The organism is Pseudomonas sp. GD04091 (assembly GCF_029836165.1).
In the GTDB taxonomy this organism is placed as follows: domain Bacteria; phylum Pseudomonadota; class Gammaproteobacteria; order Pseudomonadales; family Pseudomonadaceae; genus Aquipseudomonas.
This window is the reverse complement of record NZ_JAOEBG010000003.1, coordinates 133055-153621: the sequence shown is the minus strand read 5'-3', so window position 1 is coordinate 153621 and position 20567 is coordinate 133055. Positions and strand designations below refer to the sequence as shown.

Below are 20567 nucleotides of genomic sequence, written 5' to 3'. Positions count from 1 at the left end.
AGAAACCAGACCATGTTCACCCGCAAACCCCTGATCACTGCATCCCAGGCCCGTACCGCGCTGCTGCTGGCAGCCGGTTTCAGCACCGTGCTGCTGAGCGGTTGCGCCAGCTCGCCGGCTTCCAAGGTCGGCGCCACGACCAAGGTCGAGTACTACCCCAACTGCTACGAGCCGGTGCAGCACCTGCGCTCCACCGACGGTGACATGACCCGTTCGGTCGCCACCGGCGCACTGCTCGGCGCGGTCGGCGGCGCCCTGACCGGCGCGCTGGTCGACAAGGAAAACCGCGGTCGCAACGCCGCCATCGGCGCGGCCGGCGGCGCCCTGGTCGGCGGCGCCGCCGGTTACTACACCGAGCGCCAGAAGCAGATCAGCGACGACAAGCAGCGCATCGCCTCGTACGCCACCGACATCGACAAGAGCGCCGCCGACATGGACCGCACCACCGCGTACGCCAAGTCGTCCCAGGCCTGCTACCAGCGCGAGTTCGCCAGCCTGATCCAGAACCGCAAGTCCGGCCGCATCAACGACACCGAAGGCCGCAAGCGCCTGGCCGAAATCGTCGCCGGCCTGCAGGAGTCGAACAACCTGCTGAGCACGGTCAATGGTCGTCTGGGTGAGAACCTGAACAACTACACCCAGGCCTACGAGCAGGATCTCAAGCAGGTGGGTGTCGCGCGTACCGAAGTGGTCGCCGTGGCCGAGCCGCCGAAAGTGGCGAGCACCGGCAAGAAGAAAGATGTGAAGAAGGCCCAGCCGGCCAAGACCAATACCAAGGTGCCGCAGGAGGCCGTGGCCACCGAGAAGACCCTGCAGAACGCCAACGGCAAGAAAGCCGAGGCCCAGCAGGTAGCCAAGGCGGGTGTGGACCAGGTCAACGCCATGTGCCGCAACCCGGACATGGGTGACTGGGCTCCGGTGCCTTGCCCGAACGTTTGATACCGCGGCTGTCTCGGTAAGCCGGCTCCCACAACCACCGCGCGGCTCATGTAGGAGCCAGCCTTGCTGGCGAATCCGGCGACGCGGTGCCTGGCACCGGCTGTGCCGGTGTTCGCGGCTGAAGCCGCTCCCACAGGGATCGCGCCCAGTGCCAGCGGCCTGTGCTGTCTCTGTGGGAGCGGCGGTGCGCCGATGCGACTTGCCCGCGAAAGGGCTGCCTGGCAGCCCCGACGGCCCTGATCTTTGCGTAAGGAAATCGATTCGTGACAGACCTGCTCTCCAGTCCCCTGGGCAATAGCTCGCAGTTCATGGCGCGTCAGCGCCTGCAGGGTCGTATCGATCAGCAGAAGCTGTTCAAGGCCATTGATGCTGACCCTGGTATCGTTGGCGCTGGTGTCGTGTACATCGATGCCGACTACAACGTCATGACGCTGCGCGAGTTCCAACCGATCTGCAGTATCAAGCCCAAGCGCATTATTCTGCGTGAGGCGCCGCGCTACACCTCGCCCGAGCAGTTCATGAACCAGTTGCAAACCAACCCGCGCGAAGCGCGAGTGGTGAAGGAAGCGGTCAACACCACACTGTCTTGCGCCGGCGCAGTGCTGGGTTGGATCGTCATGTTCAGCGGCACAATCGCCGTGCCGTTTTCCGGTGGCGCGAGCCTGGCTCTGACCGTCGCCGGCTACGCCGCCGCCACGGCCAGCACCGCGCAGTGCGGCATCGGCCTGGTACGCACGGCCTTCGAGGCGACCGATCCGTCGCTTAACGATGCCATGGACCAGGAGGCGTGGTACCAGGCGGCGACACCGGTGCTCGATGCGGTATCGCTGATGGGCGTGGGCGCCTCAGGCCTGACGACCTTGAAGTTTCTTCAGGTGCGCAAGGCCGCTACCGGTACCAGTTGGTATCAGCTGACCCGCTCGCTGAGCCGCCAGCAACGCAAGGCGTTAACCACTGAGTTGTTGACCATCAAGCATCCAGCCTTGACGGCCAAGCAACTGAAACTCAGGCAGAGCGCGGGTGAACTGGTCAAGCGCTATACGCCCACCCAGATCAGTCATTCCACGCAAACGCTGATCAAGGATTCGGTGGGTGGGTTCATCGGCCTGTCTGGCAGTGGCACGGTGCAAGGATTGGCCGTCGGGCTTTACGAGGAGCTCAGCGAATGACACGGCAAGCAGAACTCAAGGCGTTTCTCCGGCGCTACTTTGGTGTATTCATCGGTGCATTCTTCGCTTCGATCATCGCCGTCGCCTGGACCTTTGCCCTGGCCTGGAGCACCTATTGCCGAAGTTGCTCCCAGGATGGCCTGTTCCCCCTGGGCCTTTATGGCCTGTTTGCGCTGTTCGTCCTGGGCCATGGTGCTGTGGTACGTGGGCGAGCCTGGGGGATGTGGCTGGTGGCCGGGATGTGCGTCGCCTGCATGATGATCACCGTGCCTATCTACGGGCACAGACCGAACCTGTTCATCTACACCGGCAGCCTGCTGGCGGCGTTGGTGGCCCTGCTGCTACTGAACAGCCGGCGTTATCGGGAAATGCGCCTGCGACTGGCGGAGTATCGGCAGCAGCGACGCCAGGCGCGTCGCTAGGGGCGTTGGAGGACTTTGCCGCCGGCAAGATCCCGCATCACTTCTCTGGTCCTGTCTCCAATTCCCCTCACCCTACTTGCCCTTGGGTCGCCCGCTCGTCGCCGCAGTGGGTATGGTGTTGATAACTTTGAATCGGTGGGTATACTAACCACCATTCGGCTAGCCCAAGGAATGGGTTCATGAACAGCCGTGAAATGATTTCGCTGATCAAGGCGGATGGTTGGTACTTGGTGCGTTCGAAAGGCAGCCATCACCACTTCAAGCACCCCGACAAACCCGGGCTGGTGACCATCCCGCACCCGACGAAGGACCTGCTGCCGGCCACCGCCGCCAGCATCCTGCGCCAGGCGCGGATCGGTTATGCCAGCTGAAGAGGAGACCCACTGCCATGTTGTTCCCCATCGCGATCCTCCCCGGTGACGACCAGCACGCCTGGGGCGTGGAAGTCCCGGATATTCCCGGCTGCTTCTCGGCCGGCGACGACCTCGACGACGCCATCGCCATGGCGCGCGAGGCGATCGAAGGCCACCTCGAACTGCTGGCCCAGGACGAGCAGGAAATCCCCAAGGCCAGCACGGTCACCATGCACGCGGCCAACCCCGCCTACGCGGGTTGTACCTGGGCACTGATCGATATCGACATCACCCGCTACCTGGGCAAGGCCGAAAAGCTCAATATCACCCTGCCGGCCTACCTGCTCACCCGCATCGACGCCTACGTGCAGAACCATCCGGAGCACAAGAGCCGCTCGGGCTTCCTGGCCGAGGCGGCGCTCAAGGTGTTGCAGGGCAGGTAGGTCCCGTCAGAGGGCGATGCGCATTTCGACGAACAGGCTCTGTTCGCTGAGCTTGCCCTTGAGCTGTTCGTCACGGGCGTTGATGCGGTTGGCGAAGGTATTGCGGCCGGTCTCGATCCTGCCCATGTCCACAAAGCGATAGCCACCACCCAGGGTGATCCTGTCGCTGAGGGCGTAGTCCAGGCCCAGGCCCAGGCTCCAGGCCAGGTTGTTCTGGCCGTTGCGGGCGAACTGACGCGATGGGTTGCCTTGATAGCCTTCGGACTGCACATGGGCCAGGCCCGCGCCTGCGCTCAGGTACCACGAGAGCGCGTTGGTCAGGGCGAAATCCTTGTAACCGTTGAGCATCAGCCGCTGGCTGTCGACTTTCATGCGGTTGACGTTGGCATCGAAGGGCGACCAGTAGGAGTCGAACTGGCTGTTCTTGCGCATGGTGTATTCGACCTCCAGGCGCCATCCCCCGTCGAAATGCTGCCCCAGGGCGATGGCACCGTTGAGGTCGCGATCGCTGCCGGGGCTCTTGATACGCTGATCGACACGAGGGCTGGTTAGCTTGGCATCGGCGAGCTTGTGCTCGGCGCCCTGCAGGCGCAGCGCCAGGTAGGTGGTGTCATCGGCCAGCGCCGGGACGGCACTGGCCAGCAACGCCAGGGCCAGGCCGTGGAGGGCGAAAGTCTTCTTGTTCATGAATCGGTTCTCGCAGGTAGCCGTTGGACGGGCAACGGTAAGGCGCCGGCGCCAGCGAGGGCTGTAGGGGTATTCGCCGATGGTCAGTGAATGTTCCGACGAGTGGGTGCGATTCGGTGAGGCGTTTGCCCGTCACGCACCGCCGAGGTTGCCAGCGGTGCGCAAGCTATCGTCGATCGCTAGCGGATCGGCCCAGGCGCCTCTAGTTGCTTCATCAAATCGTCGTTCCACTGCCCCTCGACCTGCACATGGGCGGCGGCACCGAGCATCACCGCCTCGATCAGGTTGTGATTGAGGTAGGTGTACAGGCCGGGCTGGCGGAAGGTGTACAGCGCCGCTCCCGCCGCGCCACCGGGGATGAACCAGGTTTCGAGGTTGCGCTGCGGCGGATTGGCGAACTTGCCCGAGGCCCAGACATAGTCGCCGTGACCACCGATCAGGTGCGGGCGAGTGTCGCGATTGGCCTGGGAATGGACGATCAGCACGCTCTCGCCGACCTTGGCGGTCAGCGCCTGCTTGCCGGTCAGGGCACCGACGCTGCCGTTGAACACCACGTGGGTCGGGACCAGCCCTTTCATCAACTGGCTCATGTCACCGAAGCTGGCCATGGGGTTGGCGTAGCGCTTGTACTTGCCGTCCTTGTCGCGGGGGATGTAGTAGTCCTGCTCGCCGATGTACCAGACCTTGTCGTATTGCAGTGGCCGGCCCTCGGCGTCCTTGAGGCCGTCGCGCGGCAGGACCATGATCGCGCCGTTCATGCCACACACCACATGCCAGGGGATCATCGCCCCCCCGGGCGCGCAGTGATACACGAACACCCCGGCGCGGTCGGCCTTGAAGCGCAGCTTCACCTGCTCGCCAGGCTTCACATGGGTCAGCTCGCCGCCGCCGAGGGCGCCGGTGGAGGCATGGAAGTCGATGTTGTGCATCATGCTGTTGCTGGCCGGATTGACCAGGGTGAGTTCCACGTAGTCGCCTTCGTGGACCACCATCAGCGGGCCGGGCACCGAGCCGTTGAAGGTCATGGCGTGGATGTAGGCGCCGGCGCTGTCGACGGCCAGTTCCTTCTCCTCGATGACCATGCGGAACTCGACGATCCGAGGCTGGCCCGGCGCACGCTGCGTGTGGGGATGGACGTATGGCGGCGCCACCAGCTCGACGCTCACCCGTTCCAGCTTCGCCAGGTCAACGGCCGGGGCGGCGGCGGGCGAGGAGGCCCCCGCATGGGCCAGGCCCACGCCCAGCACCGAGGTACCGACGCCAAGCAGCACGGTACCGGCGAGCATGCCACGCCGGGTCAGGGCTACACCTTCTTGCTCACTCATGGGACTTCTCCTTAAGTCGACGAAAGCCGTCGGGTGCAGGAATAGCCGCTTTGAATGTGGGGTTTATTGAGCGAAAACAAGAAGTGGAAGGTGTGGACAATCTGTCGCAGCAGGGGAGGGGGGGCTGAAACGAAAAAGCCTCGACAGATGTCGAGGCTTTTGGAGATGGTGCGGCACCAGACGAACGGCTTCTTGCTGTGAGGGCAGGGGATTCGCGGGGCTGGAATTCGGTGGAGTTTTTGGTGTACCTCAAAGAGGTACTATAAACAAATCAGCTAGTTATGGAATCTAGTGGAGTCAAATTGGGGAGTTATTAATCGTCATCCACGATGAGAATTATGAATGCATAACGCCGGGCACTCCCCCTGACTAGTCGTAGGCCATAGTCCTTGTGAAGGGAGATATCGCTGACTTACTCCAACCTGCCTATCGGCTTTCGCCTGCAAGTTGGTTTGTCGTAACGGGGCTCGTCGCTTCAAAAAATCTCGTTATCTTCTGGGCGAGAGTATATCTGCTCCGTATCTGTGGCGGTCTTTGTAGCATGTGGATCAGCGTCTCCTTCCTCGCTCTCTTCATCATCGCTCTCGTACCAACGACTAGTGTCAACAGTGAGGCTGCCCTGCACCATTTTGAGTGTTTCCTCGCTGGGGTTTGCAGCAGGGCAAATCATTTTGCAGATGAACGGGAAGGAAATATCGATCTTCGCACCGTCTCCACTGCGCCAGTCAGAGTTGGATCCGTATTGCAATTCGACTCCGACCATGCCTGCAACGTCGAAATGAACGGTGTCATACGTGATTCGGATTATCGTCTCGTCTACGTAAATCTCATCGATGAAATGATGAGTCGCCAGCTCGTCTATGGCCTGGATGGTATCGCGCAGAACCTCCTCCACCGCAGCATCATCAATCGCCTCGTGAAGCTTGTAGACGATGTCGTCATGGCAGCGTTTGATCGCATCGAACAGACCGGCAAAGGACTCGGTTGTCTCTTGGGCTAGTGCTTCTACCTGCTCAACAGGTAAATCAAAGACGTCTTCCTGGATATGCGTGTATCTGCTGAGACTGTCGATTGCGACCTTCAGGCGCTTGTTCATCTCACTGAGGTCGAGGCCCAAGGTCTCGTCCACGTACTCTTCGGAAAGACCACCGTGGACGGCGTAGGCAGCCCGTTCTGACCTAGCGATTTTTCCTTCTTCCTTGGTAATGTTCTTATACCAAGGGCACTTCACAACTTCAGCGTCAGGAGCAAGCCGATGCAAGAAATGCCTGCTGAGCTCACGCATCGCATAGGCAAAATTGTTGAATCGAAGCTGGTTACCTGTATCGGACAGGTTTCGCAGTGCGGCCGAATACAGGCTGTGTTCGAAGCTGCTGCCAGCGACAAGATTAACTATCCGTTGATCCATTTTCTCAATAGCTCCTAGTTTCGTAGATGTCTTCAAGCCTTAAAGATGGCTTGCTAAACGGATTATAAACTCGATCGCTTACGGATACGCGGCGTGACGGGTGAGCGCCTTGGATCTGCAAGTGCCTCCTAGGCTTTTTTGCGTTAGTCATTACTCCAACTGTGGATAAAAAAAGCCCCGCGTAAAGCGGGGCTTCTTCTTATCGCTTATGTTTCGTTCTGTCGACCAGAGTATAGGTCTGCCCTTTACCTGGCGTCGGGGGAAGCGGGGATCCCTTAGTGGCAGTTATTTCCGTCTTTGTCGTATCGTTGCGATACTGCCCTGAGACAGGAGTGGTGGTGCCCGGGTGAAGCTCTTTAGTGGATGCCATTATAGCGTTCCTCTGCGATGGTAGAACTGACGCCCTTAAGGGCGCCAGTATGCGGTCAGCGTTTCCGGCGGATCACGATTCGAAACGGCTGGCCATTGGCCCGCCGAATCACCTTTCCAGACTTGGTGCGGATCGTCATCCTGTAGATAACTTCGCATTCATCATCCGGCTGGCCGAACATGTCGAGCTGAGACATGGTCATACCCCTAATGGTGTGTTGGGCTCGAACACGAAACTCGCAACCTTGCATCGGCAATCAAACCGCATTACCATTACAAAGCTTTTCCCAAAAGCTAGCGAGAGACCTCTGGAGCCCTTTCAGATGTCTTTTACCCACCGGCCAAGTTGGCGCTTGGCCGGTATCCTCCTTGAAATTCCCTCTTCACTTATGCTTTCGAATCCAATCGAAGGCGTACCCGTGGGCTGGTCCTTCGTACTGGTTCCTCCAGTCTTGTCGCAAGTCTACCTTTCTATTTTTGCTCGTCAAGAGAAAAGTGTTTCTTTGGAGACTTGGCAGTCTTCCAAGTCTTGTTTGGTTCTTTGGTGTGTTGTAGTGTTGGCATGTCAGAAACCTTTTGGAGTCACATCATGGCCGTAAAGCAGCGTAGTCCGTCCTATCCCGGTATCACACTAGAAGCTGCGGTGGCGCGTGCCAAGGCCTTCCATAAGGCTGAGGGCAAGCATGAGGCGCTCGTTACTACCGCGGTAGCGCATTGGAAATATGGCCCCAAAAGCAGCGGTGGGCTGGTCACGGTCTCGTCCCTCAAGGCTTATGGTCTTATGGAAGATAAGGGAAGCGGACCTGATCGAAAGGTTTATCTGACTGCTTTAGGGCTGTCGATCGTTCAGGACGAGCGCATAGTCTCCCCAGAGCGTGATGCCGCCATCAAAACTGCAGCGCTTTCGCCCCAGATTCTCGCGGATTTATGGAATAGGTACGGTCTCGATCGGCCATCGGATGACACCGTGGCTCACTACTTGAGGGTAGAAAGGGAATACACAGCAACGGCCTCGACCGAGATCATCAAGGTCTACGAGGCGGCGATTAGCTTCGCGAAGCTGGATCGCGAGCCGCCAGGGTTAGTGGAGCCTGATAATTTCGATGATGAGTTGTTTGAGCAGGAGGCCGATGCAGAGCCTACCGCTATTAGAGATCATGCCCAGAAGAAGTCATCACCTGCGTTACAAGAGCTGACTCTGAGACCGGCCGTTTCACACGATGGCGAGGAGATCGCCAATGTGCGCGTATCCCGCAGTACTACGATTCGTTTGATCGCCAACGGTCCTTACTCCCGCCAAAGCATCGAGGCCTTGGTGGCACAGCTAAAGCTTGGCCTTGAACTCGGCTCGTATGATGACCTTGAGGAGGGCACTGACAGATAGGCCGTAGTTCAAGCTCGTAGGTGACGAGTGATGCGTCTTATAGCTATGGCAGTGAATGAAGAATTTTTCGAACGGAAAGGCAGGGTCAACGAAGTTTCTCGATGTCGCACCTGCCCTGCAGTATAGGTTCCTTCTGCGCGAGGCTTAGATGCGCGTTACGAGGAGTACCCGGCTTCTCCCAGTTCAACAAATTTCCCGTTACGAACGACCTTCACGATGTCGATAATCTTGATGATGTCGGTATGTGGCTAGCTTTCTTAGGTTAGTGGCATTCCGAGAGCTGGATCGCCCCTAGTTTCGTAGGGGCTCGTAAGCCTCAAGGGTAGCCTGCTCGGGCAGTTGCGAAACCCCCCGTTTGGGGCGTTCCTTCCTGCTCATCCTCATTGGAGGCTGTAGATAGTCTCGGGAGTGGGGCTGTCCCTGCCCAAAAACCGAAAACCCACAACACCTCCAGGCGCTTTGACCGTACCGTAATGTCCATCACCGAACATGCCTTTCAGCGCTAGCGGCCCTGCGTAGCTCAATTGTCTGCCGTAACCGAAATTGCGGCCATCGCGTCTACCCACCAATGCCATGTCGGTCACCTCATCTCTTGCTCTCCAGTCCTCGCCCCACGTCATCCCGCCAAGAATGCTGAGTGTTATCAGGGATCAAGGCCCCTGCGACCTGTGGGGAATGTCCACTACGCGGGACTGGCGGCTCCTTACGTCCGGGAGCTAGGGCATCTCATGATCTGGCCTCCTGAACACCGTTACCGGTGGGCGGGTGGAGGCAGCACTGGCTGACGAGACCAGCGCCTGAAGATCCTGAGCCATGTGCAAGCAGCAATGCGATGACCGGGGCATACCTGACCGTCAGTCAGGTGCAGTCCATTCCGTGGTCTGCGGCACCATCATCTACATCGCTGTTGCTGGTGACATCGGCGTTTGTCACGCCGATTGTCACGAGGGGGAATCCCGCAAAGCTATGTGCGATCAGGGCTGCAGCAGTGGTAGAAGTGCCCGTCTCTTTCTAGAGAAAGAGACGGGCACAGGTTGGCGCAGGATTCGGCCAAGCGGATAGGTTGCTGCAGGGCAGCGAGGTACGGTGTAGCTGGCGCACGAGCGCCATAGGATTAGAGAGCATCCATCACCGGGGAGGTGACCGGGCGAGCTGCCGGATGCGAATCGCCCTTGGGGAGAACCACCGCAGGAGCGGCGTGACCTTGAAGGCTCGGGTCACCTGGGGTGCTGTCATCGACAGCGCTTGCAACGTCAGTTCTACGCCTGTGGATAATTTTGGTCAACGCTCCAATTCTCGTGGCCTCTGGGGCTGTGCATGAAATTATCCACTGGTGGAAATCAGTGGTATCCAAAGGATCTGTGTCGGCTTTTAGCTTTGCAAAGCGAGGTCCATCCAAACAGGGCGGCTTTGCAGCCCTGTTTGGATGGACCCGAATTAAAGAGCGGCCAACAGCGATCTGGCGGGTTCACCGACGATTGAATGCGCCACGCCCACTTGGTAAGGGGGTGATGTTGTCCCCAGATGGATGGGCAAACTCATGTGGAGTGACATGCCCCGATCTGTTGGCATCGATGTAATTGCTCCACCACGCCATGATCAGCCTGCGCTGCTCCAAAAATTCGGCCTTGTGGATATAGGCGGCGCGCACGCGATTGCGTTCCTTGTGGCTCATCTGCCGCTCAATAGCCGCGTCTGTCCAAAGCCCTGACTCCAACAAGGCGCTACAGGCCATGGTCCTGAATCCATGTCCGCATACCTCCTTGGATGTGTCGTAGCCGACGTTGCGCAGCACCTGGTTAACCGTGTTCTCTGACATCGGCTTCCAGTACTTGTGGTCGCCGGGCAACACCAGTTCGGAAAAGCGACTCAAGCCGCGCAGCCGTTCAAGGATCGCGATGACTTGGGGAGAGAGCGGCACCATCTGTATGTCTCCGCTCATCTTGGTACCACGAGTGGAATTGCGCACGCCGTCGATTGGCTTACGGGTGTCCGGGATCTCCCACATCGCCCTTTGCAGGTCAAACTCATCCCAGCGCGCAAAGCGCAGTTCGCTGGAACGCACGAACACGTGCAGCGTCAGCAGTACAGCCAGTTTGGTTAGCTCACGGCCGTTGTAGTTGTCGATCCGGCTGAGTAGTTCGGGGAGGCGGTTGAGTGAGAGGGCAGGGCGGTGCACGGTACGCGGGGCATGAATCGACCCTGCCAGATCGAGCGCCGGGTTCTGGCTGATCTGCCGCGCCCGCTTCGCGCCCCGCATGATCGTGGAGAGATAATTCTGCACGCGCAGGGCAACGTCCATGGTGCCGCGCTCTTTGATACGCAGGGTGACCTCAAGCAGATCATGAGTATCGAGTTCAGCAATGGGGCGTTGGCCGATCAGGGGGAATACGTGGGTGCGCAACCGACTCATGACGGTCTTGGCATGTCCCTCCGTCCAGCGCCGGGACATTTCGGCGTGCCACTCCAGGGCGACGGTTTGGAAAAGCAGGGAGGCTCGTTGGGCAGCAAGCTTCGCTTTCTTCTTCTCTTCCATCGGGTCTAGGTTGTCGAGCAACAGCGCCTTGGCTTCATCGCGCTTGGTCCTCGCGACAGCCAGCGAGATGATGGGGTAGTTGCCGATGATCAGCGTGCCTTCCTTGCCGCTGGGCTTGAAGTAGCGCAATCGCCACGTTTTCACGCCGTTGGGTTTCACGAAGAGATACATGCCGCCACCGTCGAACAGCTTGTAGGCACGTTCGCGAGGTTTCGCCGTACGGCATTTGAGGTCGCTGAGAGGAACGGCTAGGCGTGGCATAAGGGTACGTTCTCCATGCAGGCAAGACGCTGTACCCTAAAAATGCCCCCGGGGATGGGGTATTTTGTTGGATCCCGACGGAGGGTCCTGGAACGAAAAAACCCGCCAAAGGGCGGGTTTTAGGGGCTTCCAAGGCATTCGGTGGAACGCGATGGAGCTGGATATGGTGCCGGCACCAGGAATCGAACCCGGGACCTACTGATTACAAGAACCCTGCTTACAGCATGTAAATCAATAGGTTACGTGTCTTTCTGGTACGTGCTGGGTGCGCGGAAAGCCAGAAACCATGCAGTCTCTGGCTGTATTGGTACGCGGGAATCAGTCGGCGGAAGGGGATACGCGGGGGAGGCTGAAGTCGTAGATGTCGAGCATGGCTTCATCGCGATGGCCGCTGGCGTCCTGCTTCTGCTTGCGGTCGCCAGGTGTGTCGGTGATGCCGCGACGTTTGAGGTCGTGCAACGCGAAGCGCTGCTCTTCGGTGATGACGCCGTCCTTGATCGCCCTGGTGATGAATCGCTGCCAGGCGCTGTCCAGGCTGCTCTTCTGCAACTGCCCGCCGTGGGCCGCCACTATAACGAAGCGGCGCTCGGCCAATGCTGGAATAGGGTAGGACTGGCTGGCCCATATACGACGCCTGTACGACTTGGCGCCCTCCCAGGCAGCGCGGAGCCTGGGCGTCCAGCACACCACGTTGTCACGGCTGCCCTTGCGCCTGTTCGTCTGGACGCCGTCATCCAGCTCGTTTGCATCGGTGAGTGTGACGGCCTCGATACCGCGCAGGCGACATAGGTAGGCCAGCTCCATCACGTAGCCTAGGTAAGCCGGGCAGGCACCAGGTTGTCCCCGTGTGAGCTGCCCCATGGCGTGTGCCCGTGCGATCAGTTCGCCCATGACCTTGGGGTTCGGAAGGCGGCGCTGCTTGCGCTCGGCCGGCGCCTCGATGCCCTGGGCGACATTGATATCAAGGTAGCCGCGGTTGCGGCCCCACTGCATGACCAGCCGCAGGTAGCGAAGAACGTGCGCGGCTTTCGAGGGGGTCCCCTCGTCGGCGATCCGGTCGACCAGGCGTTGCACTAGGGCCGATGTGAACTTGCGCACTGACAGTTCGCCGAGTGGCTTCTGCAGTTTGGTCGGTATCGCCAGCAGCACGTCGCGGGAGTATTCGTAGTCGTCGCGGGTTGTCTTTGCCAGCCGCTTGAACCGCGCGCTGGCGTGGAACTCCTTACACAGGTGGTTGAGGCTTTCCCGATCGATGCCGTTCCTCTCCTCCATGATCCGGTGCAGATCCCCGAGCGTCGCGGTACGGCCGGCGATGTTCATCCGCTTGCGGTTGCCGCCCTCGTCTCGCCAGGAGGTGTACCAGACGCCTTCCCACCGGTGGTCAAAAAAAACGGCCGCCGGAATGGCGGCCTGATCAATGTGAGCGGGGATGTGCGGGTTGTGTTTACGGGTCCGCCTCATAGGATCTCGCTGTCGTATTTCTCGGTGACCGGCGTCTTGCCGCCGGCCTGGTTGACCAGGTCAATGGTAGTCCAGGGACCATGGCGCCCCCAGAACCAGCGGATGCCCTGCTTTCGCAGGGCTTGCTCCACACCAGACCGACGAGTGTAACCCGTGAGTCGTTGCAGATCCTGGAAGGTCAGGATCGTGCCAGGTTGTTGGTGAGCGATCATACGGCTGGTGGCCCTTCGTCAGCGACTAGAAGCTCTCCCCGGAGTTTCTTGGCAGCTTTCGGCGGATGAACAGGACACGGCCAGCGCAGTGAGCCGTCGCCGGATGGGCAGGTGCAGGTCATTGCGTCACCTGCTTGCGGTAGCCGGCGTCGTAGAGCCGCATGGCTATTCCGCAGCCAGCAGTGCCCTGGATTACTCCAAGCACTTCGCACATCTCATTGATCTCCAGTTCGCGCCGCTCAGCCGCGATCTGCTCAGGCGTGCGGATGGGGCGGAAGAAGGAATGTTCGGCGCAGGCGCTCCACGTCCCACACTCGTAAGTGAACAGCGCGCTGGTACTACCGTTCACGTTCGGTTTGACCGCGAACACTTCAACTTTTTCCCATCCGCTTCCGCGCTTGTACTCGCACACCGTGCCGACCGGCGGCAGGCCTTTGCCATTCCAAAATTCGCTACTCACAGCTGATACCTCTCATCATTCCAGGCCGCTGGCGCGGCAGCGGGTGTTGGTTCGGGTTGGGTTTCGTGCGGTGAGAGCTGTTGCTCGCTGCTGGCCTGCAGTTGGCTGTCGGGGATGCAACTGATGCCGACGCCATTCAGCAGGTAGCAGGTAACGCCGCGCTGGCTGTCGTGCTGCACGTCGATGACGTTCTCGGCTGCGCTGGCTCCGGTGGCCAGCAGGAGACAGAAGGCGAGGCGGGTCATGGCTTTACCTCGGAAGTGGCTACAGCGGACGTTGTTTCGGCTGCCATGTCGGCAAAATAGATCAGTCATACGCCACCTCTTGTTGCGCAACGCTCAGGCCTACCGCGACTGGGCGAACCCAGATCGGCATGCTGCTAAGCATGAATGTCTCGCCCTGGGCGGCCAGGAGCAGGGTGGTGCCCATAACATGGGCGATTGCTTCGGCCGCCGCCGGCGGCACTGCGTTACCGATTCGCTCGCGCCAGGCCTGGTCGCTGAGACCGTCCAGTTCAAGCTGCTCTTCGGGCTCGACCAGGCTCTGCAGCGCTGCCAGTTCCAGGGTGGTGAATGGGCGATGCCAGGTTCCGTCGAGCGACTCGATTACACAGGTAAGCCGGTCGTCCGCCTCGGGAAGGCGAGGATCTGCAACACTCCAGCGGCCATTGTCGTGCATGGCGCTCGCTGACACGGCGCCGGCCGGGCCAGTCCAGGGCACGACGCCATAGTGGCCGCCAGTCAGGTAGGCATCGCCCTTGGTGCGGCGCATGCCCGGGCGCGGGTCCTGAACAGCAAATGCGCCTTGGCCTGTGGTGCTGCCAGCGATCACTGTGCCGGCCGAGCTGGCGTATGGGGTGACCAGGTACTTGCCGAAGCCGTTGCCCGCCCGCCGAGGGTCAGCAACGCTGAACGTCCCTTGGCCCGGGCTCTTGACCCCGATCACCGCGCCGCTGGTGTCCTGCCAACGTCGCACACCGTATTGCTGGTACTGCAGGGCTCCGGCCTTGGCGCGCGGGTCTGCCACAGAGAACTTGCCATTGGTTGGTCCGCTGCGAGCCGCCACGGTACCGGCCGACTCGGCCCAACCGTTCACGCCGAGGAAGCCGTCGCGGAACTGGGGCACGATGATCAAGTCGCGCAGATAGCCATCCTCGATCGCCAGGTCGTTCAGACTGCGCCAGTCCTTGCCGGCTTCGACCAGGGCGAGGCGAACCCAGGTCTTCCATTGCAGGGCCGGTACCCGGTGCATCGGGCCGGCCTGTTCGATGTCGCCGGCCAGCGGCATGCGCCCGAGGATGTCGCCAACGGCGCGGAGGTTCTTTTTCTCCGGCTCGTAGAGGAAGGGCGGCACCTTTTCGACATGGCGTGCCACCAGCAGGAAGCGCTTGCGGCTCTGGGCCAGGCCACCGATCACGCCACAGTCGTGGGTGGTTTCGGCAACCGCATAGCCGAAGTGGCTGAGCAGTGCGCCGATCTGGTCCAGCAGGTGCCGGCCGCGACTGGCCAGGCGCGGGACGTTCTCGAACACCAGCAGCGGTACCGGGTCGTCTTTCCAGGCTTCGCCGAACAGCCAGATGCAGCGCAGCGTTAGCTCGTTCAAGGCCTGGTACTTCGGGGTCAGGCTCATGGTTTCCGACAGCAGACCGCTTGCCCCCTTGCACGGGGAGCTGATGAAGACGGCGTCCGGCCTGCGGCCACCTGCTGCACGCCGGATATCCTCCGGCGTAGCCTCGCGCCAACCTGGTGGCGGCTCTTTGCCGTGAAAGCGGATGTACTGGTCGCGGGTGAACAGATCGATGAGGGTGCCCTTGACGCCCGACAGGCGCTCGAAGTCGGCCAGGCCGGCTGGGTCAACGTCCACGCCGCCGATGCACTCCCACTCCGCCTGCATGTTGCCGACGATGGGTTTGGCCCGGTTGAAGCCTTTGGCTCCGCCTCCCAGGCCGCAGCACAGGTGGAAGTGGTAAAGCTTGCGCTTAGCGAGCATTGCGACGGCCCCCTTGTGCCCGTTTGGCCTCGACGTTGGCCATGTAGGCTGACCAGTACGCAGATTGGCGCTGTTGGCGGAGCTGGCTGCAGCGCTGATGATTCCCGTGGGAGCGGGCCTTGTTGCAGATGTCGCAGTGGTTGGGCAGGTCCAGCGAGTGGCTGGCCAGGCGTGGGCGGGTCTGTTTCATTGGGTGCCCTCCTTGGCGGTGTAGAGCTTGGAGACCGTGTAACCCTCTTCGCCCCAGGCTTCGGCCAAGTTCGCATCCTGTGTCCAATCCATCACATGGCCGTCCTGCAGCTGGACGAACATGAAGGGCACCCGCTGCTCTGCCGGTTCGAAAGCAAGAAGCAGCCCAGCCATGTAGTCGATGGCTTGCATGGCGTCGTCGTCGCTTTCGCCGAACACCTCGCGAGCTGTCGCCTCAGCCCGTGAAACAGCAGCTTTCCAGCCTGCAGGTGGCTCCTCGGCAACCACATCGGCCTCCCAGCCGAGGGCACGACGTCGGCGCATGAGGTTGAGCGCGTCGGTGGCTCCCTGCGCCAAGCCGTGCCAGCTGCCTTCTGCCAGATCGTCCACGAACACCTCCAAGGCGTCCATGGCTGCCAGGCCATGGCCCAGGCTCCAGGCCACTACCTCGCCGCCGTCAACTTCACGGGGAACGGTCCGGCCAACTGCGCCACGGATTACAAGGGTGTCATAACGCAGTGTGTTAGCCTTCTGCGCGCCGACTTCGGGGGTTTCTACTTGCATGTCGTTTCTCCTTGGGGTTGGTCGGCGCCGGGGAGTTGCAGCTCCTCGGCGCCTCCCTTCTGCTTACTTGAGCTGGGTTGGCTTGCCGTCCGTGACGACGAAGAGGTCCACGTCGCGCAACCGGTACACACCACCCGGTCCGCCGACCACGACGTATTCACCGTGGGTAGGCTGCCCAACCGCTACCGGGAACAGCTGGTCGGTCTGGTGGGCGTACTCGCTGCATTTCTTGATCTGTGCATAGAGCTGTTGCCCACAAGGCATGCAGCCGTCCGGGCCATGGGCGGCTTCGAAGCCGAGCCAGGCGGCGCGCGTTTCGATGTTGGTGAGCGCGCCGTCGGCGCCAATCTTGAGGTCGTAGCCGCGATCCTCGGCCCAGACCTGAAAGGCCAGCTCCACGTTCAGGGCGTTCAGCGACTTGGTGTTCTGCATGTCGTTTCTCCATGGGGGCGCCTAGCAGTTGCAGCTGCCCGGCGCTTTGGTTACTGGCTGGCCGCGGTGGCCTGCATGTCGTTCTTGATGATCTCGATCACCTGGTCGCGGTCATCGGCGTAGGCAAAGGGCAGCGAGGAGCCAGGGCGAGTCACCGGGTACCGCGAGTGCGGCAGGCGACACTCGGCAACCGTGTAACCGCTGTCGGAGATCCAGCAGCGCGGGATGACCTGGTCGTCCGCGTTGCGCTTCGCCTGCCACTTCACGCCCAGTACTCGCGCAGCTGGTTGAAGATCATCCGGCCCCGCGGCAAGTAGTCCTGGACCGCTCTTTCGTTGAGGAAGGCCAGGTAGAGCACGCACAGGCAGTCCTCAAACACGCCGATGTCGAGGCTGCGCAGATCGGTAAGTGCAAAGGGGTGTGTTTGGGCGTCGTGCAGACCGAGTAAGAAACGGCCAACGACACGGCTTTCGCATGTTTCGCGTAGCGCGACAGGCACGAGGCGCGCGAGCGCCCGCGGCCCAGCCTCCAGAAGTTCCGTGCGCGTCTGGGCGCATTGGTACTGCACCAGGGCATCGAACAGGTTTTTCTCGCCTGCTGGTTGGGATTGGAGCATATCGTTCACCTTCATCAGTTGGCCGCGACGGCGTGGACGGTGACGCTGTTGCAGATGCGGTGTTTCACTCGGCGGAGGAACGCGAGCTGTTCCTCTCGGCATTCGTCGATGCAGATCACCTTGAGTCCACGTAGAGCAAGCTGCAGGACCTTTTCTTCGAGTTCCCGATCCGCATAGGCGGTACCAACCAAGATGTTGCTTTCCTTGATCCCTGCATTCTTCGCCGTTTGCCTGAGGCGAATGGTCTTGCCAGTGGCGGGAGCGCCGCGAGAAATGTGTAGTTGCATGTCGTTTCTCCTTGGGTTGAGCCAGGCGTTGCAGCGCCCGGCGAGTAAGTCAGGGCTGGAAGATCCAGCACCGAACGGTTTTGCCGATGAAGTCGCTGTCGTGGCGGCCGGAGTTGGTCGGTTTGTTAGCCTCCAGGAACTTCGGCGACTTGCTGGTCTTGAGCAGGCGTTTCAACTCGCCGAGCGCGGCGGGCATCTGCTGGCGCTCGTTGGCGGCTTTCTTCACGAACTCGTTGAGGTTCACTGCGATCAAGCCCTTGTTGCGCGAGTGGTTGAGCCCGTCGCCTTCGCCATCGAGGAAGTCGTAGAGGTCCCAGAACTCGCGCACGACCTTGTGATCCGCGTTGATGGTCTCTTGTCGCTGTACAGCCATCCGGCACAGTTCCTGGTGCACCAGTGCCCGGCGCTCCTCACCCAGCGGTACGACCAGGGCCAGGCCGTCGGTGATGCTGCGCAGCTGCGCGTGGTTCTTGGCGATCCGCACCGTGCGGATCTCTGGCATGGCCAGCAGCTCCTGCTCGTAGCCCCTGGTGCGTTCCTCCAGCAGGCGCAGGATCTCCTCCTCCTTCTGCAGCGCCTTGATGAGGAACCCGCTGATCTTCTCCATGGGCATGCACTCCAGTTCCTCGGCGTAGAGCTTCGTTTCCGGGGTGTGGTGCTCGCTGTTCAGCAGCACCTGGGCGATACGGGTCAGGATCGGGTTGGAGGCGGTGACCGCGTTGTTCTGGGCGATCATCACGCCGGCACGGAAGGGCGGCTCGCGGGTTTCGTTGCCGTTGTTCTTGACGCCAGTCGAGCGCACCGAGCGGCCGTTGTAGGTGGTCTTGATCTCGTCCCAGTCGTAGTGCTTGACCGGCGCGCCATCCTGCTGCTCGCGCTCAGACTCGATCAGCACCACCGGCAGGTTGGCCACCTGGGAGAAGTTGCGGGCACGGCCGGCAGCGGTACCTTTGGTGGGGTCGAAGCCTTCGTACTCGATGCGGCCGACGAGCTTCCACAGGAACTCGATCAGCGTGGACTTACCCGAGCCGCCTTCGCCGACCAGCTCCAGGAAGCACAGCGTTTTCTGCAGCTGGCGGATCTGCTCGGCGTGCAGGCAGGCCAGCCACCAGACCAAGACAACGGTGCCGCGCCCCCCGAAGCACTTCCAGAACGTCTCGAACCAGCCTGCGTTGTAGGCGTTCAGGTCAGTGTTGATGACCAGGTTCGGCGACATGCTCTGGGACTTGATGCTCAGCGGGCCAACGTCGAAGAAGTCCTCCTCGTTGAGCTTGTAGACGTTGCCCTGCGAGATCGCGATCTCGTTGAACACATAGGTTTTGTGTTCCTTGGAGTAGCCGATCCAGTCGATGGTGTTGACCTGTTTCAGGTCATCCATCTGCGGCTCAAGCAGTCGGATCAGTTGGGCGGCGCTGCCCGTGTACCAGCCGCCGTTGGACACGTTCAGCAGTCGCTTTGTGAACTCAGGTGCCGAGGCGAGTTGGGCTGCGGTGAAGGTGCTCTTGGTCACCGGCTTGCCGGGCCGCTCGATACGGAAGTAGTACCAGGCCTCGTCCGTCTGCTCGTTGCGCATGTTGTAGAGCGCCTGGAAGTAGCAGTTGGCGATACGGACCACAGAAGCCGAATCGCGCAAGGCCTTGTCCCGCTTCTGGCGTTCGGTCAGCGTGATGTCTTCTTGGTTTTTCGGGTTTTCCAGCTCGATCATCTTCCTGTCGAACCGGGCCATGTCGAACTTGAACCAGTAGAGGCGGCTGGCAAACGAGAAGGAAAACTCGCTCCGTGACTGCCAGTCGTACATGAGCAGGCCCTTCTCCTCTGGCGACTCGGCCAGCAGCAGGGCACCTTCATGGCGGGCACGTTTGAGGTCGGCCTGCACTTGGTCGTCGCGCTTGTCATCGTCCAGGTACTTCCAGCGCAGGTGAAGGTCGTTCCAGTCCACCTTTTTGCTGTCGGGCTGCGGGACCAGCGCGGCCTCGCACTTAAAGCCCATTTCCCGAGCTTCCTTCGCCCAGCGGCGGGCGTTGGCCTTGGCTACCGGCTCGTTATCCAGGGCCCAGATCAACTTGGGCGGGCGCCGGCCAGCCTCCTGGCAACTGCTCAGCAGGGCCTTCAACGACTCAGCTGGGAATGGGGAACTGGACATCATGGACACGGCATGGGCGCCGTTGTGCAGCAGGGCGATGGCGTCAAAGATCCCCTCGACGATCCACAGCTCGTCCACCTGGAGCAGGTCAAGGCTGGGCGGGCACCACCAGACACCGCTGTAGCCCGTCTTGCCTTCTCCAGTTGGCCGGAAGCGAGCCTTCATTTTTCCGAACCGGCTTGGCCTGTCGATCAGGCGCTCCCAGTAGCCACCCTTGTCGAGCGGGAAGCGGACCGTTGCGCTGCCGATCCCGAGCTTGGGGTCCCAGTACGTGTCCTGCGTGTACCATCCCTTGATCAGCTCTTCGCGGAAGCCGCGGTTGAATTCGAGGTACGCACGCGCGGTGGCGCTTGGGTTCTCATCCGTTGCCGGCGCGAGCTTGCTCCAGTCGTTGAACAGGTCGTCGTACAGGTCTTTGACATGCACGCGGTGGTTGCACTTCTCAGGCCGGCCGCAGACCAGCACCCAAGGGGCGTCATAGAAGGTGTACAGGGTTTTCTGCCCGCAGCCGTGCGCAGGGCATTTGCCCTTGCGCATGAACTTGGTGCCAGGCATGTGCTTGAGGCCGAAGTCGCGCTCCAGGCGCTGCTGAACGTCCTGGAGCAGCTTGTTCTCCATGGGGTGGGTCGTGGTCACTGCGCACGCTCCACCGGCACCGGGCCGAGGAGGTCCGCGAGCGCCTTGCTGGTCCTGCAGATGCCACGCAGGTGCGGGATGTCCTGCAAGACCTTGCGGCCCCGCTCGCCGGTCGGCACGTTGCGGTAGCAATCGGAGTACCAGACCCCCGCCATTTCGTTGGCATACTGCCCGGCAAGCCACAGCTGGTACTGCTTTGCCTGCTGCTCGTCGAGCGTGATTTGGATGGTGATGTTGCTCATTTCGGCCACCAGTGGAATGCAGTTTCCCCTTACCCACGCA

The 20567-nt window shown here is 61.0% G+C and carries 24 protein-coding genes and 1 pseudogene; 6 read left to right on the top strand and 19 right to left on the bottom strand.

What is annotated here, in order from left to right; translation table 11 throughout:
* Positions 1-12: 12 nt before the first annotated feature.
* The 5 genes from tagQ to N7422_RS05755 all read left to right on the top strand — a co-directional run bounded on the left by tagQ (position 13) and on the right by N7422_RS05755 (position 3326).
* A complete protein-coding gene (gene tagQ / locus N7422_RS05775; protein ID WP_279805594.1) occupies positions 13-939 on the top strand; it encodes a type VI secretion system-associated lipoprotein TagQ in 927 nt (308 codons plus the stop codon).
* 308 nt (positions 940-1247) lie between these two features.
* Complete coding sequence (gene sctE / locus N7422_RS05770; RefSeq protein WP_279805764.1) at positions 1248-2108, top strand: type III secretion system translocon subunit SctE; 861 nt, start codon at positions 1248-1250, stop codon at positions 2106-2108.
* Positions 2105-2530, top strand: coding sequence for a hypothetical protein (locus N7422_RS05765; protein WP_279805593.1), 426 nt, complete (start codon positions 2105-2107; stop codon positions 2528-2530). The genes sctE and N7422_RS05765 overlap by 4 nt, the downstream gene beginning before the upstream one ends.
* A 179-nt stretch (positions 2531-2709) precedes the next feature.
* On the top strand, positions 2710-2901 hold the full coding sequence (locus N7422_RS05760) for a type II toxin-antitoxin system HicA family toxin (protein ID WP_279805592.1): 192 nt from the start codon (positions 2710-2712) through the stop codon (positions 2899-2901).
* A 17-nt stretch (positions 2902-2918) separates the two neighbouring features.
* The gene (locus N7422_RS05755; RefSeq protein WP_279805591.1) at positions 2919-3326 is read left to right on the top strand and encodes a type II toxin-antitoxin system HicB family antitoxin; all 408 of its coding nucleotides are present in this window, start codon (positions 2919-2921) and stop codon (positions 3324-3326) included.
* 6 nt (positions 3327-3332) lie between these two features.
* Here N7422_RS05755 and N7422_RS05750 read toward each other — a convergent pair whose 3' ends face one another.
* From N7422_RS05750 to N7422_RS05735, 4 genes are all read right to left on the bottom strand, one after another.
* The gene (locus N7422_RS05750) at positions 3333-4013 is read right to left on the bottom strand and encodes an outer membrane beta-barrel protein (RefSeq protein WP_279805590.1); all 681 of its coding nucleotides are present in this window, start codon (positions 4011-4013) and stop codon (positions 3333-3335) included.
* A 179-nt stretch (positions 4014-4192) separates the two neighbouring features.
* Entirely contained in the window at positions 4193-5338 is a 1146-nt protein-coding gene (nirK, locus tag N7422_RS05745; RefSeq protein WP_279805589.1) for a copper-containing nitrite reductase, read from the bottom strand.
* Positions 5339-5813: 475 nt separating this feature from the next.
* Positions 5814-6746 carry a hypothetical protein gene (locus N7422_RS05740; RefSeq protein ID WP_279805588.1) on the bottom strand — a complete coding sequence of 311 codons (933 nt, stop codon included), beginning with the start codon at positions 6744-6746 and terminating at the stop codon, positions 5814-5816.
* 425 nt (positions 6747-7171) lie between these two features.
* Complete coding sequence (locus N7422_RS05735) at positions 7172-7312, bottom strand: hypothetical protein (RefSeq protein WP_186687448.1); 141 nt, start codon at positions 7310-7312, stop codon at positions 7172-7174.
* 392 nt (positions 7313-7704) lie between these two features.
* Between N7422_RS05735 and N7422_RS05730 the strand changes: the two genes are divergently transcribed.
* A complete protein-coding gene (locus tag N7422_RS05730; RefSeq protein WP_279805587.1) occupies positions 7705-8499 on the top strand; it encodes a hypothetical protein in 795 nt (264 codons plus the stop codon).
* A gap of 455 nt (positions 8500-8954) precedes the next feature.
* Here N7422_RS05730 and N7422_RS05725 read toward each other — a convergent pair.
* The 15 genes and pseudogenes from N7422_RS05725 to N7422_RS05655 all read right to left on the bottom strand — a co-directional run.
* Positions 8955-9074 (bottom strand): annotated as a pseudogene (locus N7422_RS05725) (integrase); the annotation flags it as partial.
* A gap of 893 nt (positions 9075-9967) precedes the next feature.
* Positions 9968-11296, bottom strand: a complete 1329-nt coding sequence (locus N7422_RS05720) for an integrase arm-type DNA-binding domain-containing protein (RefSeq protein WP_129933811.1) — start codon at positions 11294-11296, stop codon at positions 9968-9970.
* A 318-nt stretch (positions 11297-11614) separates the two neighbouring features.
* On the bottom strand, positions 11615-12757 hold the full coding sequence (locus N7422_RS05715) for an integrase (RefSeq protein WP_279805586.1): 1143 nt from the start codon (positions 12755-12757) through the stop codon (positions 11615-11617).
* The gene (locus tag N7422_RS05710) at positions 12754-12969 is read right to left on the bottom strand and encodes a DUF4224 domain-containing protein (protein WP_279805585.1); all 216 of its coding nucleotides are present in this window, start codon (positions 12967-12969) and stop codon (positions 12754-12756) included. Before N7422_RS05710 ends, N7422_RS05715 begins: the two co-directional genes overlap by 4 nt.
* A 118-nt stretch (positions 12970-13087) precedes the next feature.
* Positions 13088-13429 carry a hypothetical protein gene (locus N7422_RS05705; RefSeq protein ID WP_279805584.1) on the bottom strand — a complete coding sequence of 114 codons (342 nt, stop codon included), beginning with the start codon at positions 13427-13429 and terminating at the stop codon, positions 13088-13090.
* Positions 13426-13674: a hypothetical protein gene (locus N7422_RS05700; RefSeq protein WP_279805583.1), complete on the bottom strand. Its 249-nt coding sequence runs from the start codon at positions 13672-13674 to the stop codon at positions 13426-13428. The genes N7422_RS05705 and N7422_RS05700 overlap by 4 nt, the downstream gene beginning before the upstream one ends.
* A gap of 61 nt (positions 13675-13735) precedes the next feature.
* A complete protein-coding gene (locus tag N7422_RS05695; protein ID WP_279805582.1) occupies positions 13736-15418 on the bottom strand; it encodes a DNA cytosine methyltransferase in 1683 nt (560 codons plus the stop codon).
* Positions 15408-15608 carry a hypothetical protein gene (locus N7422_RS05690; RefSeq protein WP_279805581.1) on the bottom strand — a complete coding sequence of 67 codons (201 nt, stop codon included), beginning with the start codon at positions 15606-15608 and terminating at the stop codon, positions 15408-15410. Before N7422_RS05690 ends, N7422_RS05695 begins: the two co-directional genes overlap by 11 nt.
* Positions 15605-16171 (bottom strand): hypothetical protein, encoded by a 567-nt coding sequence (locus N7422_RS05685; RefSeq protein ID WP_279805580.1) that lies wholly within the window; start codon positions 16169-16171, stop codon positions 15605-15607. The genes N7422_RS05690 and N7422_RS05685 overlap by 4 nt, the downstream gene beginning before the upstream one ends.
* A 63-nt stretch (positions 16172-16234) precedes the next feature.
* Positions 16235-16603, bottom strand: a complete 369-nt coding sequence (locus tag N7422_RS05680) for a hypothetical protein (RefSeq protein WP_279805579.1) — start codon at positions 16601-16603, stop codon at positions 16235-16237.
* Between the two features lie 50 nt (positions 16604-16653).
* Entirely contained in the window at positions 16654-16869 is a 216-nt protein-coding gene (locus N7422_RS05675) for a hypothetical protein (RefSeq protein WP_279805578.1), read from the bottom strand.
* The gene (locus N7422_RS05670) at positions 16866-17219 is read right to left on the bottom strand and encodes a hypothetical protein (protein ID WP_279805577.1); all 354 of its coding nucleotides are present in this window, start codon (positions 17217-17219) and stop codon (positions 16866-16868) included. Before N7422_RS05670 ends, N7422_RS05675 begins: the two co-directional genes overlap by 4 nt.
* A gap of 14 nt (positions 17220-17233) precedes the next feature.
* Entirely contained in the window at positions 17234-17506 is a 273-nt protein-coding gene (locus N7422_RS05665; protein ID WP_279805576.1) for a hypothetical protein, read from the bottom strand.
* A 49-nt stretch (positions 17507-17555) separates the two neighbouring features.
* Positions 17556-20267, bottom strand: a complete 2712-nt coding sequence (locus tag N7422_RS05660; RefSeq protein ID WP_279805763.1) for a toprim domain-containing protein — start codon at positions 20265-20267, stop codon at positions 17556-17558.
* 14 nt (positions 20268-20281) lie between these two features.
* Positions 20282-20527 carry a hypothetical protein gene (locus tag N7422_RS05655; RefSeq protein ID WP_279805575.1) on the bottom strand — a complete coding sequence of 82 codons (246 nt, stop codon included), beginning with the start codon at positions 20525-20527 and terminating at the stop codon, positions 20282-20284.
* Positions 20528-20567: the final 40 nt, after the last annotated feature.